This is a genomic window from Stutzerimonas stutzeri, from assembly GCF_000590475.1.
Lineage (GTDB): Bacteria > Pseudomonadota > Gammaproteobacteria > Pseudomonadales > Pseudomonadaceae > Stutzerimonas > Stutzerimonas stutzeri_D.
The window spans coordinates 3,341,239-3,355,478 of sequence record NZ_CP007441.1; the positions used below are offsets into that span (position 1 = coordinate 3,341,239).

Consider the following 14,240-nt stretch of genomic DNA (forward strand, 5'->3'; position numbering starts at 1 on the left):
TCGATGGTATTGAGTAGAAGTCAGCTCAGATGGCTTTCAGCGTGCCTTTAGGCAGAGTCGCCGCAATCGCCACCTTCTGGAATTTCAGCTCCACCGAGTCGGAAACCTCGATCACGACGAAGTCATCAGAGACCTTGGTGACCTTGCCGGCAATCCCCCCCGAAGTAACGACTTCGTCACCCTTCTGCAGGCCGCCGATCAGGTTCTTGTGCTCTTTGGCGCGCTTGGCCTGGGGACGCCAGATCATCAGATAGAAAATGACCAGGAAACCGACCAGAAACAGCCACTCGAAGCCACTACCGGCGGGACCAGCGGCAGCCTCTTGAGCGTAGGCGGCGGGAATCAGAAAGCTCATGTAGCACTCCTGTTGCAGAGATCAGTTTAGTTATCGATACGTTACGCAAGCGGCGGCGTTGGCAAGCCGCGCTTGGCATAGAAGGCGTCGACAAAGGCGGTCAATGTACCTTGTTGGATAGCATCGCGTAAACCAGCCATAAGGCGCTGGTAGTGACGCAAGTTGTGGATTGTATTCAACATGCTGCCAAGCATTTCGCCACACTTGTCCAGATGGTGCAGATACGCCCGGGAGAAGTGTTTGCAGGTGTAACAATCGCACCCGGCGTCCAGCGGCGAATCATCGTAACGATGTACGGCGTTGCGGATCTTGATCACCCCTGAATCGACGAACAGGTGACCATTGCGCGCATTGCGGGTCGGCATCACGCAATCGAACATGTCCACACCCCGGCGCACACCCTCGACGAGGTCTTCCGGCTTGCCCACCCCCATCAGATAACGCGGCTTGTCGGCCGGCATGTGCGGCGGAAGGAAATCCAGCACTCGAAGCATTTCTTCCTTGGGCTCACCAACCGAGAGCCCACCGATAGCCAGCCCATCGAAGCCAATCTCGCACAGGCCCTCCAGCGAGCGCATGCGCAGCGACTCGTGCATACCGCCCTGGACGATACCGAACAATGCCGCCGGGCTGTCGCCGTGCGCATCCTTGGAACGGCGCGCCCAACGCAACGACAGCTCCATCGAGCGCCGCGCGACATCTTCTTCGGCCGGATAAGGCGTACATTCGTCGAAGATCATTACGATGTCCGAGCCCAGATCGCGCTGCACCTGCATCGACTCTTCCGGCCCCATGAACACCTTGGCGCCATCTACCGGCGAGGCGAAGTACACGCCCTCCTCCTTGATCTTGCGCATCGCGCCCAGGCTGAATACCTGAAAACCGCCGGAGTCGGTCAGAATCGGCCCCTGCCATTGCATGAAATTATGCAGGTCGCCGTGCGCCTTGATTACTTCAGTGCCCGGCCGCAGCCAAAGGTGAAAGGTGTTGCCGAGAATGATTTGCGCGCCGATATCCTCGATATCACGCGGCAGCATGCCTTTTACCGTGCCATAGGTACCCACCGGCATGAACGCTGGCGTCTCTACCGTGCCGCGCGGAAAGATCAAACGTCCGCGACGAGCCTTGCCTTCGGTGGCTAGCAGTTCGAACGACATGTGGCAGGTACGACTCATTGGGAATCCTCAGGGCCGCGCGGGGCCGGATTGCGCGTGATGAACATGGCATCACCGTAACTGAAAAAACGGTAGCCCTGGGCGATAGCCTCGGCATAGGCGGCCATGGTTTCCGGATAGCCCGCAAACGCGGAGACCAGCATCAGCAGTGTGGACTCGGGCAAGTGAAAATTGGTGACCAGCGCATCGACCACATGGAAGGGCCTGCCTGGGTAGAGGAAGATATCGGTGTCGCCACTGAATGCCTTGAGCACACCATCGCGCGCAGCGCTTTCCAACGAACGCACGCTGGTGGTCCCGACCGCAATCACCCTGCCGCCGCGAGCACGGCAAGCTGCAACCGCATCGACCACATCCTGATCGACCTCCAGCCACTCACGGTGCATGTGGTGCTCTTCGATGCGCTCGACGCGCACGGGCTGAAAGGTCCCTGCGCCCACATGCAGCGTGACGAAAGCGCTCTCGACGCCTTTCTCCTTCAGCGCCGCCAATAGTTGCGCATCGAAATGCAGGCCCGCCGTTGGCGCGGCGACTGCGCCCGCCCGCTGCGCATAAACCGTCTGATAACGCTCACGGTCACCAACTTCGTCCGGCCGGTCTATATAAGGCGGCAGCGGCATATGTCCGACGCGCTCGAGCAAGGGCAGCACGGCTTCACTGAACTCCAACTCGAACAGCGCGTCATGACGCGCTAGCATCAGCGCCTCGCCTCCACCGTCGATATGAACGTGCGCGCCCGGCTTGGGCGACTTGCTGGAACGGATATGAGCCAGCACACGGCGATCATCGAGCACGCGTTCTACAAGCACCTCGACCTTACCGCCCGTATCCTTTTGACCGAACAGGCGCGCTGGAATGACCCGCGTATTGTTGAATACCATCAGATCGCCGGGACGCACATAATCGAGCAGCTCGGCGAACCCACGGTGCTCCAACCGGCCGCTTGGGCCGTCGAGCACCAGCAAACGGCTGGCACGACGCTCGGCCAACGGGTGGCGAGCAATCAGCGAGTCGGGAAGTTGGAAGGCAAAATCGGAGACTTGCATCTGAAAAAATTCGGCGCGGGGCTTCGGGGGCGCAAAGCTTAGCGGAAACACCTCAATCTGACCACGCTGGACGATTGACCGACTCGCATCGCATCCCTATACTGCGCCGCCACTGTGCCTCGATGGCGGAATCGGTAGACGCAGCGGATTCAAAATCCGCCGTTGGTAACAACGTGAGAGTTCGAGTCTCTCTCGAGGCACCATTAATCAGACACCACAGGCAGCCGACAGCCTATGGTACCGGGGACCGCACAGCAGTAGCGGCATCACCCTAGCAGCCCATGCTTCATGCATGAGGCAAACGCAACAGGCTCATCGAAATCGGGCCCTGTTCAGCACGATACCTGCCCCGCTCGTATCGAACGCTTGTGACCCGCGAATCGACAGAGCAGCTGTAATACCTGAAGGACGCCTGATAAGGGCGCCGCTTGCAGTGGAACACTTGATGGCTCCGAGGGCTTGGCATCGCCCGGCGAGTTATCGTAGAGTGTGCCCACTGTGTTTGCATGGGTCGCCGTTGAATCGTGACCTGGTGCAGTAGATCTTCAGATCCGCTACATCCCGTTCGACTCTTTACTCCTTGCAACCAGTCTCCGCCTCCTGCCCGATGCAGGGGCGCTTCTACTATTGAGTTTCAAGGATACAAAGCTATGTCGAATCGTCAGAACGGTACCGTCAAGTGGTTTAACGACGAGAAAGGTTTTGGTTTCATCACTCCCGAGAGCGGTCCGGATCTGTTCGTGCATTTCCGCGCGATCGAAGGCAACGGCTTCAAAAGCCTGAAAGAAGGCCAGAAAGTCAGCTTTGTCGCCGTACAAGGTCAAAAAGGCATGCAGGCGGACCAGGTTCAAATCCAGGAATAAGCCGCCGCTCCAAAAAGCCCCTGATCGCCATCAGGGGCTTTTTTATGCGCACGATTCCGTAGAATGCGCAGCTGCATTTTCCATCGAGACGTTCATGCGCAACCATTCGCTTAGCCCGCAGGGCCAGTTTCCTTCAGCCGGCTTGATACGCCGACTCGCCGCTCTGTTTTACGATTCGTTTCTTTGTATCGCGTTGATGATGGTCGTCACCCTGTTCTATCAGCAGGTGATTCTGCGATTCTTCTACGGCAGTGAAGGCCTGAAAGCATTGGCGGAATCCGGGGGGCTGGATATAGACCCAATACTTTCAACGCTCTTGCTGTTCACCGTGTTTGCCTTTTTCGCCAAGTTCTGGACGCACAACGGTCAGACGCTTGGCATGCAGGTCTGGGGCGTACGGATACAGAACGCCGACGGAACCGCAATAGATCTCTGGCAGGCACTGCTGCGTTTTTTGATCGCAATCATGTCCTGGCTCGCCCTGGGGCTGGGTTACTGGTGGATGCTCTGGGACAAGCAGCATCGCACCTGGCACGACATCTACTCGGAAAGCCGAGTCGTTCAGTTACCGAAGAATATCCACAAGAAATAAGCAAGAAGTGGCAGACAGCGCTGGACCGTCCAATCGCCAGCGCTGTTTTCAGGCACCCTTTCCCGTCCGGCTTTCAAGCCCTGCGCTTATCGACTTTCCTGCTTCGACCTCCCGCGCTGTAAGCCTCTTCCTCCTATCCTGCCCGCCGCAGCAACCAGACACCTGCCAGCGCACAGATACCGGCCGGCACCGCCACTGCCAGCAAGGGCGAGAAGCCGAAAACCTGACTGGCCGGGCCCAGCAGATCCTGCAGAATGCGAAACACGAAGCCGACAATCACACCGGTAAAGATGCGCTGCCCGAGCGTCACCGAACGCAGCGGCCCGAAAATGAACGAGATCGCCAGTAACACCAACGCCACCGTTACCGCTGGCTGCAGCACCTTGGTCCAGAAGGCCAGCCAATAGCGGCCGTTGTTTAAACCCTGATCCCTCAGATAATGGATATAGCGCCACAAACCAGTGACGGACAACGCATCCGGCTCCATGATCACCGTACTGACCAGCTGCGGCGTCAGCTGTACGTCCCAATGCTCTTCGGCGGCTTTGATAACCTCGGTATGGTCACCACGGAAATGAGTCGTGGCGACATCACTGAGTAGCCACTCGTCGCCATCGTAACGTGCCCGACGGGCAAAGCTCGCCGACAGCAATTGCCGCTGCTCATCGAAGCGATAACGGGTGACACCGAGCAGCAAACCGCTTGGCTGTACCGCATTGATGTGCACGAACTCGTCGCCCTGGCGGTGCCAGAGACCATGCTTGCTGCTTTGTGCTTCGCCGGCACCCTGCGCCGAGGAGCGATTGGCCTGGGCGACGTTTTCACTCCAAGGAGCCACGTACTCACCGATCAGCACGCCGACCAGCATCAACAACAGCATCGGCTTCATCACCGCCAGCACGATTCGCCCGAGAGATACCCCAGCGGCACGCATGATGGTCAGCTCGCTGCTGCTGGCGAGCGTACCAAGACCAATGAGGCAGCCGATCAAAGCCGCCATCGGCAGCATTTCGTAGATCCGCTTGGGCGTCGTTAGCAGCACGTAAGCGGCGGCATTCAGCGTGCCGTAGCTGCCTTTCACATCGCCCAACTCGTCGATGAAGGCGAACAGCAACGCCAGGCCGACGATGACGCCGAGCACGGTCAGAATGGCCAGCAACACATGACTGCCGATGTAGCGGTCGAGCTTACGCATGGGTAGCCCCCGACAGGGCGCGGCGCTTGTCGATCGCGAGTCTCAACGGTTCCCAGTAGAGCATCAGCATCCCTATAGCGAAGAAGATTCCATGCACCCACCAGAGTCCCAGCGTCGGCGGAATACGCCCCTTATCCAGCGAACCGCGAGCGGCAATCAACAAGGTCAGGTAAGCCATGTACAGGAGAATCGCCGGCAGCAGCTTGAGGAAGCGCCCCTGGCGCGGATTCACCTTCGACAACGGCACCGCCAGCAGGGTGACGATGAAGACCAGCAACGGCAACGACAATCGCCATTGCAGCTCCGATTGCAACCGGACGTTGTCACTACCAAGCAATTCGCGGGTCGGCATCGCCTCGCGCTCACTCATTTCAACGCTGATTTCAGGTTTAGGCAGGAGCACACCATAGGTGTCGTACTGGATCGCTCGATAGTTGGCCTGCCCCGGGTTTCCGTCATAGCGATATCCATTTTCCAGAATCAGATAACGGCTTCCATCGGGCTGAATCTCCTGACGGCCACTTTCCGCGACCAGCACGGATAGGCCGCGCTTCTGGCCGGTCGCACTGGAAAGGTTGGCTTCGGAGATGAAAACGCCGGCCAGCTCGGTTCGATCAGCGGTCAGTTCACGGGTATAGGTCACGCGGGTTCCGTCGCGCAGAGTCTGAAAGCGCCCCGGAACCAGCGTATCGAATTCGGTCAACGAGTCCTGCTCATTGAGGATGCGATCCACCTCGGCCACACCCTGTGGTGCCAACCCGAGGCTGAGCCAGCCAACCACGCCAGCAACCAGTGCCGCCGGTGCCAGGCTGTAGACCAGCAGGCGACGCTGACTCATGCCCGTAGCGGCGAGAACGGTCATCTCGCTATCGAGATAGAGCCGGCCGTAGGCCAACAGGATGCCGAGAAAAAGCCCCAGAGGCAGGATCAATTGGAGAAATCCCGGCAGGCGGAACCCCATGATCAACAGCAGCACCCCCGGATCGAGGAGGCCCTGTGCGGCTTGTGCCAGGTATTTGATGAAGCGGCCACTCATGATGATCACCAGCAGCACGGCGCTAACCGCGCTCAGGGTGACCAGCAGCTCACGGGACAGGTAACGAAAGACGATCAAACCGGACACTCCAGGGTTGTCAGGCTCCGGCGGCTACGCTCAAACTAGCCGCCAAACAGCCGGTCCGCCCGTAATAGGACGTTGGTGATTCTCAGCATTCCAACGCCCCGGTGAACGAACCACCGGAAAATAAGCCCGGCATTATCCTGCAAACCCGACTCTTTGTCTTGGGGACTCGACGCCATGGAATTTGTTGTAAAGAACACCAAAGCAGCTGCGGCAAAAACAGCCACCCTGGTCTTGCCAGTCGGTGAAAACCAACAGCTCGGCGCAACCGCGCAAAGCGTGGATCAGGCCAGTGGCGGCGCCATCAGTACCGTGCTCAAGCGCGGCGACCTGCAGGGCAAGCCGGGCCAGACCCTGTTGCTGCACAGCCTGCCGAACCTGAAGGCCGATCGCGTACTGCTGGTCGGCACTGGCAAAGAGGGCGAACTCGACGCCCGTCAATGGCGCAAGATCGCCGGTTCCGCACTCGGCGTCCTCAAGGGGCTCGGTGGCAAAGATGCGACCTTCGCGCTACAGGATGTGCAGGTCAAGGAACGCGACATCTATGCGCGCACCCGGATGCTGGTCGAGGTGCTGGCCGATGGTCAGTACGTGTTCGAGCAGTTCAAGAGCAAGAAGAACGACGCCCCGGCACTCGGCAAGATCACCATCCTGAGCGACAAGGCGGACCAGACGCCGGTTGAGCAGGCCACTCGCCATGCCGCAGCGATCACCGCAGGCATGAGTTTCGCCCGAGACCTGGGCAATCTGCCGCCGAATGTCTGCCATCCAAACTATATGGCCGAACAGGCCAAGCAGCTCGGCAAAGCATTCAAAGGTCTGAAAGTCGACATCCTGGACGAAAAGAAGCTGCGCGAACTCGGTGCCGGCTCGTTTCTTGCCGTTTCCCAGGGCAGTGAACAGCCGGGATGCATCGTCGTCATGCAGTACAACGGTGGCCAAAAGGGCGAGCAGCCTTACGCGTTGGTCGGCAAGGGCATCACCTTCGATACCGGCGGCATCAGTCTCAAGCCTGGCCAGGGCATGGATGAGATGAAGTACGACATGTGCGGTGCCGCCAGCGTACTCGGCACGTTCCGCGCCGCACTGGAGTTACAGCTACCGATCAACCTGGTCGGCCTATTGGCCTGCGCGGAAAACATGCCCAGCGGCAACGCCACGCGTCCGGGCGACATCGTCACCACCATGAGCGGCCAGACCGTCGAGATTCTCAATACCGACGCCGAAGGCCGTCTGGTGCTGTGCGATACCCTGACCTACGCCGAGCGTTTCAAGCCGCGCGCCGTGATCGACATCGCCACGCTCACCGGCGCCTGCATCGTTGCGCTGGGTAGCCACACGTCGGGCCTACTGGGCAACAACGATGAACTGCTGCAACAGGTGCTCGGGGCCGGCCAGAAAGCCGATGATCGTGCCTGGCAGCTGCCGCTGTTCGATGAATACCAGGAGCAGCTGGACAGCCCCTTCGCCGACATCGCCAACATCGGCGGGCCCAAGGCTGGCACCATCACCGCCGCCTGTTTCCTTTCGCGCTTCACCAAGGCCTACCCGTGGGCGCATCTGGATGTCGCCGGCACCGCCTGGATCAGCGGCGGAAAGGAAAAGGGTGCCACGGGTCGTCCGGTACCCTTGCTGATGCAATATCTGTTGGACCGAGTCGAGCAGGCATGAGCCAGGCAAGCGGAAATCGGGCATGACGCGCATCGAGTTCTACGTGCTGCCCGACAGCGAACCGGCAGGCCGAGCGAGAGCCGCCTGCCTGTTGGCAAGCAAGGGCTGGCAGCACGGTATGCCGGTCTTCATACGCTGCCAGGACAGCCAGCAGTGCAGCGAACTGGATGAGCTGCTGTGGAGCTTTCGCGCCGAGCGCTTCATTCCGCATGAGCTCCATGACGACGATCCTCAAGCGCCCGTGGTGATCGGTACGGAGCAGCCGCCCACCGTCACCCAGGGTCTGCTGATCAACCTTTCACCGACCCTGTCGCCGCATACCGACCAGTTCAGCCGAGTGATCGAGATCGTCAATCAGCAACCGGAGTTATTGACCGTTTGCCGGGACAATTTTCGTCTCTATCGGCAGCGCGGCTATGATCCAAAGAGAGTCGAATTGTAGCGAGCGTCAGGACGGCCGCGAACTCATCGAATCCGCAGCCAGTCAACCATCTCAGCTACGGGGCCAATGCCCTTTTCAGGAGCGCCACATCGCCTGGACGCTTAATCTCCCGGAAACCACCGTACATGACGCAAACACCCCCCAATAAAGCCGCTCACCTGCTCGATGACCTGGAATCCATTCGCGCTCTGCTTGGAGATGAGGACCCTCCTCTGCTCAGCGAGACACTGGACCCGGACAGCATCCCCCTGCTCTCCGAAGTCGTCGAGCGCGCCCCCACAGCGGCAGCGCAGCAAGAAATCGAGCCACGCGAGCCAGCCGTACGGACGGCTTTCCGCACCCTTGCCGAGCGCCACCTCGATCATGAGCTGCGCACCGCCGCGCAGCTGATCCTGCAGGACGTGATCGACGATTTCGTGCCGCAGATCGAAGCTGAACTGCGCAGTCGCCTGGAGGCGCGCGCCGAGCAGCTGATCAAATCCCACCGTTCCTGAACGATCCTTCATCAATGCAGCGGGGCGTATCCAGCGACGCCCCTGCCGCCTATTGAACGACTCGTCCATCAGCGCCGGATAAATGCGGCATTGCGGTTCTGCCCCTCGCGCACTTTGCCTTTATACTGGCCCGCTTTTCCGATCAGCCGTTCTAAGGGTCCCGCCGCATGGACAAGACCTACCAGCCGCACGCCATCGAAACTTCCTGGTATCAGACCTGGGAGTCGAACAACTATTTCGCCCCCCAGGGTTCAGGGGAGCCTTACACCATCATGATCCCGCCGCCGAACGTCACCGGCAGCCTGCATATGGGGCATGGGTTCAACAACGCGATCATGGATGCGCTGATCCGTTTCCGCCGCATGCAGGGCCGCAACACGCTGTGGCAGCCAGGCACCGATCACGCCGGCATCGCCACGCAGATGGTGGTCGAGCGTCAGCTGAGCGCGCAAGGCGTGAGCCGTCATGATCTGGGCCGCGAAAAATTTCTCGACAAGGTCTGGGAGTGGAAGGAGGAATCCGGTGGCAACATCACGCGCCAGATCCGCCGCCTGGGCTCTTCGGTGGACTGGTCACGCGAACGCTTCACCATGGACGCCGGTCTGTCCAATGCTGTAAAGGAAGCCTTTGTACGCCTGCATGAAGATGGCCTGATCTACCGTGGCAAGCGCCTGGTCAACTGGGACACCAAGCTGCATACCGCCATCTCCGACCTGGAGGTCGAAAACCACGACGAAAAGGGTCATCTCTGGCATCTGCGCTATCCGCTGGCCGACGGCTGCAAGACGGCCGACGGCAAAAGTTACCTGGTCGTCGCCACGACCCGTCCGGAAACAATGCTGGGTGACGCGGCCGTCGCGGTGCATCCCGAAGACGAGCGCTACAGGAACCTGATCGGTCGCCATATCATGCTGCCGCTGGTCAATCGCCTGGTTCCAATCGTTGCCGATGACTATGTCGACCTCGAGTTCGGCACCGGCTGCGTAAAGATCACCCCGGCGCACGACTTCAACGACTATGAAGTGGGCAAGCGTCATCGCCTGCCCCTCATCAACATCTTCGACCGCAACGCCGCAATCCTGGCCCGCGCGCAGGTGTTCAACATCGACGGCACGCCAAACAACAAGGTCGACGCCAGTCTGCCCGACGGCTATGCGCACATGGATCGCTTCGACGCGCGTAAGGCCATCGTCGCTGAATTCGAAGCCATGAGCCTGCTGGAAAAGATCGACGACCACGCGCTCAAGGTCCCGCGCGGCGACCGTTCCGGCACTATCATCGAGCCCTGGCTGACCGATCAGTGGTATGTCTCGACCAAGCCCTTGGCAGACAAGGCGATCAAGGCCGTTGAAAGTGGCGAGATCCAGTTCGTACCCAAGCAGTACGAGAATATGTATTTCAGCTGGATGCGAGACATCCAGGACTGGTGCATCAGCCGCCAACTGTGGTGGGGACATCGCATTCCGGCCTGGTACGACGAAGCCGGCAATGTCTACGTTGGCCGCGACGAAGCCGAGGTTCGCAGCAAGTACAACCTTTGCAACAACGTCGAACTGCGTCAGGACGAAGACGTTCTGGACACCTGGTTCAGCTCCGGCCTGTGGACTTTCTCCACCCTCGGCTGGCCCGAGCAGACGGATTTTCTCAAAACATTCCACCCGACCGATGTGCTGGTCACTGGCTTCGACATCATCTTTTTCTGGGTTGCCCGCATGATCATGCTGTCGACTCACCTGACCAGGCAGATCCCGTTCAAGACTGTCTATGTGCACGGTCTGGTCCGCGATGGGCAGGGCCAAAAGATGTCAAAGTCCAAGGGCAACGTGCTCGACCCACTGGACATCGTCGATGGGATCGAACTGGAAGCGCTGCTGCAAAAGCGTACCAGCGGAATGATGCAGCCCAAGCTTGCTGAAAAGATCGCCAAGCAGACCCGCGCAGAATTCCCCGAGGGCATCGCCAGCTACGGCACCGACGCCCTGCGCTTCACCTTCTGCTCGTTGGCCTCCACCGGCCGTGACGTCAAGTTCGACATGGGTCGCGTCGAGGGTTATCGCAATTTCTGCAACAAGATCTGGAATGCCGCCAATTTCGTCTTCGAGAACACCGAAGGCCAGGACACCGGCGTCAATGGCGCCCCGGCGGACGACGCTTCGGCGACCGACGCTTCGGTGGAGCTGTCGTCCGTGGATCGCTGGGTCATTTCCGCACTACAGCGCACCGAGGCCGAAGTTACCCGCCAGCTCGAGGCCTTCCGCTTCGATCTGGCCGCCCAAGCGCTCTACGAGTTCATCTGGGACGAGTATTGCGCCTGGTATCTGGAGCTGGTCAAGCCCGTGCTGTGGGACGAAAACGCCAGCCTCGAACGCCAGCGCGGCACCCGTCGCACCCTGGTGCGCGTGCTGGAGACCGCGCTGCGCCTGGCGCACCCGTTCATGCCGTTCATTACCGAGGAAATCTGGCAGCGCGTCGCACCACTGGCTGGCAAATCCGGCCCGACCCTGATGCTGCAGCCCTGGCCGGAGTTCAATCCGGAGCGCCTCGACGGGGCCGCCGAGGGCGATATCGAGTGGGTCAAGGCGTTCATGCTCGGCATTCGCCAGATCCGCGGCGAAATGAACATTTCCATGGCCAAGCGAATCGACGTGGTGCTTGGCCACACTTCCGACACGGATCGGCGTCGTCTGGCCGACAACGAACAGCTGCTGAAGAAGCTGGCCAAGCTCGAAAGCGTGCGCATCCTCGGCCCCGGCGAAGAGCCGCCGCTCAGCGCCACGGCGCTGGTCGGCGACATGCAGGTGCTGGTACCGATGGCCGGGCTGATCGACAAGGATGCCGAGCTTGCTCGCCTTGACAAGGAAATCGGCAAGCTGGAGGGCGAAGTGAAACGTGTCGGTGGCAAGCTCGGCAACGCCGGCTTCGTCGACAAGGCGCCAGCGGAAGTGATCGACAAGGAGCGCGCCAAACTGGCCGAGGCCGAACAGGCCAAAGCCCAACTGCTGGAGCAGCGCGAGCGCATCGCCAGTCTGTAACCAAGCCGAAGGCCAGCACGTAATGTGCTGGCCTTTTTGGTTCAGGCCTTTGCGCTTGATTGATGACAAGTAAAAACCGATGCGGCGATACACTATCCGCACACGGAAATTAACAACTAACAAATAACTATTGGCAGGCCGAACCCGCAGAGCGCTCCACGACATGAAATATGCACCGTCGTCACATCGTGACGAAGTGACCGTGCAACCGTTCACACGCTGGCGCCAGCCTTATCGTTTTCGGTTTCGCTTCATGCTTCGCATAGCCAGTTGCCCATCTTGAGCCTGTCACTACCGAGTCGCCGGCGTTGCCGACGAGCCGGTTTGGTTTCTCAATATGGAGCCCTCCGATGTACGTACTCATGGCTGTCGTGTTTTTCATCGGTTATCTATGCATAGCCTTTGAACACCCATTGAAGATGGACAAAGCAGCGCTGGCGATTCTTACCGCCGTGCTCTGCTGGACGTTGCTCGTGCTGGGAGCCGACTCGATCATTCCGCACATACAGGGCGGGCATGAAACGACCAATCCGGTCGAGATGGTCGTCGAGTCATTGCGGCATCATCTCGGTGAGATCTCGGAGATTCTGTTCTTCTTGCTCGGCGCCATGACCATCGTCGAGCTGATCGACTCCCACGAAGGGTTCAAGGTAATCACCGATCGCATCCAGACCCGCAAGCGCGTGCATCTGCTGTGGATCATCGGCTTTCTGACCTTCTTTCTCTCTGCCGCGCTGGACAACCTGACCACGACCATTGTGATGGTCTCGCTGCTGCGCAAACTGATTCGTGGCCGACCGGAACGCTGGCTGTTCGTCGGTGTTGTGGTTATCGCGGCCAACGCTGGCGGTGCCTGGTCTCCGATTGGAGATGTCACCACCACCATGCTCTGGATCGGTAACCAGATCACCGCGTCCGGCGTCGTCTTCGGGCTGTTTCTGCCGAGCCTGGTATGCCTGCTGGTACCGCTGCTGATTCTCAGTTTCCGCTTGCGCGGTGAAGCACCCCGCCCTGCCGCCCGCGCGCACCTAGCCGAGAGCAATCCGCCGGCCACGACGGCGTTCGAGCGCAACCTGGTGCTGACACTTGGCATTGGCGCGCTGGTGTTCGTCCCCATCTTCAAAACGGTCACCCATTTGCCGCCGTATATGGGCATCCTGTTCGGGCTTGGAATCCTCTGGATTACCACCGAGTTCCTGCACCGCCACAAAGAGGACGATCACAGGCATCCATTGTCGGTCGTGGGTGTGCTACGCAAGGTGGACACGCCAAGCGTGCTGTTCTTCCTCGGCATCCTGCTGGCTGTCGCTGCCTTGGCCACGGCAGGTCACCTGACCCAGGTCGCCACACTGCTGCGCGATTCGCTTGGACATATCTACCCGATCACCTACACCATTGGCCTGCTCTCGGCAGTGGTTGATAACGTACCGCTGGTAGCCGGCTCGATGAAGATGTACCCGCTGATCAGCCCCGTGACGCTGGCCGCCGCCGCACCGGAGGAGTCGAGCTGGCTGTCGCAATTCGTGGTCGACGGCAATTTCTGGGAGATGCTCGCCTACTGTGCCGGCACCGGCGGCAGCACGCTGATCATCGGATCAGCGGCGGGCGTTGCGGCCATGGGCATGGAAAAGATCAGCTTCACCTGGTACGTCAAGCGTGTCAGCCTCCTGGCCTTCCTTGGATACACGGCCGGAACTGTGACCTATATCGGCCTGCTCGCACTGCGTTGACCGGCACACCACTGTCCTGAGTCCGTTGCAGCCGTGCTGTCCTCAACAGTCCAGATTTTCAGAGCGATGGAATCGAGATGACCGTCAGCAAGACCAAAAGCAGTTTCTACCGTCGCCTCTACGTCGCCTGGTTGATTGATACCGGGGAAGCCACCAGCGTGCCGGCGTTGGTGGCGGCAACCGGCATGCCCAGGCGCACAGCCCAAGACACCCTGGCCGCGCTGTCTGACCTCGATATCGACTGCCGCTTTATCCAAGAGGACGGCGAACGCCACAATTCGGGCTGCTACCGCATTCACAACTGGGGCGCGATCGACCGGCAGTGGATCGAGCGCAACCTGTCTCGGCTAAAAGACGTTCTCGACTATCCCTGAAGACAGCACAACCCGCGCCGATCCGCTCTGTTCGGTGGACATGCCTCACGACCGTGCACTTACGAGTTGAGTAACCGGACTAGCGCAAATCGTTCCTCGCCTCGTGAACTTGCTGCCCAATCGTCCCTCGCCGTTGGTAGCGTGGTCGTTT

General features: G+C 59.8%; 13 protein-coding genes and 1 tRNA gene. 9 read left to right on the top strand and 5 right to left on the bottom strand.

Translation table 11 applies throughout. The features are described 5' to 3' along the window. Positions 1–25 precede the first annotated feature (25 nt). The 3 genes from yajC to queA are packed head-to-tail and all read right to left on the bottom strand — an operon-like array spanning position 26 to position 2,576. A complete protein-coding gene (gene yajC, locus CH92_RS15175; protein WP_021209500.1) occupies positions 26–355 on the bottom strand; it encodes a preprotein translocase subunit YajC in 330 nt (109 codons plus the stop codon). A 41-nt stretch (positions 356–396) separates the two neighbouring features. Beyond that, on the bottom strand, positions 397–1,512 hold the full coding sequence (tgt, locus tag CH92_RS15180; protein WP_025242621.1) for a tRNA guanosine(34) transglycosylase Tgt: 1,116 nt from the start codon (positions 1,510–1,512) through the stop codon (positions 397–399). Positions 1,513–1,526: 14 nt separating this feature from the next. Further along, positions 1,527–2,576, bottom strand: a complete 1,050-nt coding sequence (queA, locus tag CH92_RS15185) for a tRNA preQ1(34) S-adenosylmethionine ribosyltransferase-isomerase QueA (RefSeq protein WP_025242622.1) — start codon at positions 2,574–2,576, stop codon at positions 1,527–1,529. Positions 2,577–2,692: 116 nt separating this feature from the next. On the opposite strand from queA, the gene CH92_RS15190 reads away from it, so the two are divergent. The 3 genes from CH92_RS15190 (at position 2,693) to CH92_RS15200 (ending at position 4,031) form a co-directional block, all read left to right on the top strand. Further along, positions 2,693–2,779 (top strand) — tRNA-Leu (locus CH92_RS15190). 447 nt (positions 2,780–3,226) lie between these two features. Next, positions 3,227–3,439: a cold-shock protein gene (locus CH92_RS15195; RefSeq protein ID WP_003284681.1), complete on the top strand. Its 213-nt coding sequence runs from the start codon at positions 3,227–3,229 to the stop codon at positions 3,437–3,439. Positions 3,440–3,533: 94 nt separating this feature from the next. Continuing rightward, a complete protein-coding gene (locus CH92_RS15200; RefSeq protein ID WP_025242623.1) occupies positions 3,534–4,031 on the top strand; it encodes an RDD family protein in 498 nt (165 codons plus the stop codon). A gap of 133 nt (positions 4,032–4,164) precedes the next feature. Here CH92_RS15200 and lptG read toward each other — a convergent pair whose 3' ends face one another. Both lptG and lptF read right to left on the bottom strand, forming a co-directional pair. After that, positions 4,165–5,226: an LPS export ABC transporter permease LptG gene (gene lptG, locus CH92_RS15205; RefSeq protein ID WP_025242624.1), complete on the bottom strand. Its 1,062-nt coding sequence runs from the start codon at positions 5,224–5,226 to the stop codon at positions 4,165–4,167. Further along, positions 5,219–6,340, bottom strand: a complete 1,122-nt coding sequence (gene lptF, locus CH92_RS15210) for an LPS export ABC transporter permease LptF (protein WP_025242625.1) — start codon at positions 6,338–6,340, stop codon at positions 5,219–5,221. Before lptF ends, lptG begins: the two co-directional genes overlap by 8 nt. A 183-nt stretch (positions 6,341–6,523) precedes the next feature. Between lptF and CH92_RS15215 the strand changes: the two genes are divergently transcribed. From CH92_RS15215 to CH92_RS15240, 6 genes are all read left to right on the top strand, one after another. Further along, positions 6,524–8,017, top strand: a complete 1,494-nt coding sequence (locus CH92_RS15215; protein WP_025242626.1) for a leucyl aminopeptidase — start codon at positions 6,524–6,526, stop codon at positions 8,015–8,017. A 22-nt stretch (positions 8,018–8,039) separates the two neighbouring features. Continuing rightward, a complete protein-coding gene (locus CH92_RS15220; RefSeq protein WP_025242627.1) occupies positions 8,040–8,459 on the top strand; it encodes a DNA polymerase III subunit chi in 420 nt (139 codons plus the stop codon). Positions 8,460–8,584: 125 nt separating this feature from the next. Next, positions 8,585–8,953: a hypothetical protein gene (locus CH92_RS15225; protein ID WP_025242628.1), complete on the top strand. Its 369-nt coding sequence runs from the start codon at positions 8,585–8,587 to the stop codon at positions 8,951–8,953. A 167-nt stretch (positions 8,954–9,120) separates the two neighbouring features. Next, on the top strand, positions 9,121–11,985 hold the full coding sequence (locus CH92_RS15230) for a valine--tRNA ligase (RefSeq protein ID WP_025242629.1): 2,865 nt from the start codon (positions 9,121–9,123) through the stop codon (positions 11,983–11,985). Positions 11,986–12,335: 350 nt separating this feature from the next. After that, positions 12,336–13,715 carry a sodium:proton antiporter NhaD gene (gene nhaD / locus CH92_RS15235; protein WP_025242630.1) on the top strand — a complete coding sequence of 460 codons (1,380 nt, stop codon included), beginning with the start codon at positions 12,336–12,338 and terminating at the stop codon, positions 13,713–13,715. Between the two features lie 77 nt (positions 13,716–13,792). Beyond that, positions 13,793–14,089 carry a winged helix-turn-helix domain-containing protein gene (locus CH92_RS15240; protein ID WP_025242631.1) on the top strand — a complete coding sequence of 99 codons (297 nt, stop codon included), beginning with the start codon at positions 13,793–13,795 and terminating at the stop codon, positions 14,087–14,089. The last annotated feature ends 151 nt before the right edge of the window (positions 14,090–14,240 follow it).

Coding starts and splice junctions, on each gene's coding strand:
- lptG (WP_025242624.1), bottom strand. CDS start 5,226: ATGCGTAAGCTCGACCGCTACATCGGCAGTCATGTGTTGCTGGCCATT.
- tgt (WP_025242621.1), bottom strand. CDS start 1,512: ATGTCGTTCGAACTGCTAGCCACCGAAGGCAAGGCTCGTCGCGGACGT.
- CH92_RS15240 (WP_025242631.1), top strand. CDS start 13,793: ATGACCGTCAGCAAGACCAAAAGCAGTTTCTACCGTCGCCTCTACGTC.
- CH92_RS15225 (WP_025242628.1), top strand. CDS start 8,585: ATGACGCAAACACCCCCCAATAAAGCCGCTCACCTGCTCGATGACCTG.
- CH92_RS15195 (WP_003284681.1), top strand. CDS start 3,227: ATGTCGAATCGTCAGAACGGTACCGTCAAGTGGTTTAACGACGAGAAA.
- queA (WP_025242622.1), bottom strand. CDS start 2,576: ATGCAAGTCTCCGATTTTGCCTTCCAACTTCCCGACTCGCTGATTGCT.
- yajC (WP_021209500.1), bottom strand. CDS start 355: ATGAGCTTTCTGATTCCCGCCGCCTACGCTCAAGAGGCTGCCGCTGGT.
- CH92_RS15215 (WP_025242626.1), top strand. CDS start 6,524: ATGGAATTTGTTGTAAAGAACACCAAAGCAGCTGCGGCAAAAACAGCC.
- CH92_RS15230 (WP_025242629.1), top strand. CDS start 9,121: ATGGACAAGACCTACCAGCCGCACGCCATCGAAACTTCCTGGTATCAG.
- CH92_RS15200 (WP_025242623.1), top strand. CDS start 3,534: ATGCGCAACCATTCGCTTAGCCCGCAGGGCCAGTTTCCTTCAGCCGGC.
- nhaD (WP_025242630.1), top strand. CDS start 12,336: ATGTACGTACTCATGGCTGTCGTGTTTTTCATCGGTTATCTATGCATA.
- CH92_RS15220 (WP_025242627.1), top strand. CDS start 8,040: ATGACGCGCATCGAGTTCTACGTGCTGCCCGACAGCGAACCGGCAGGC.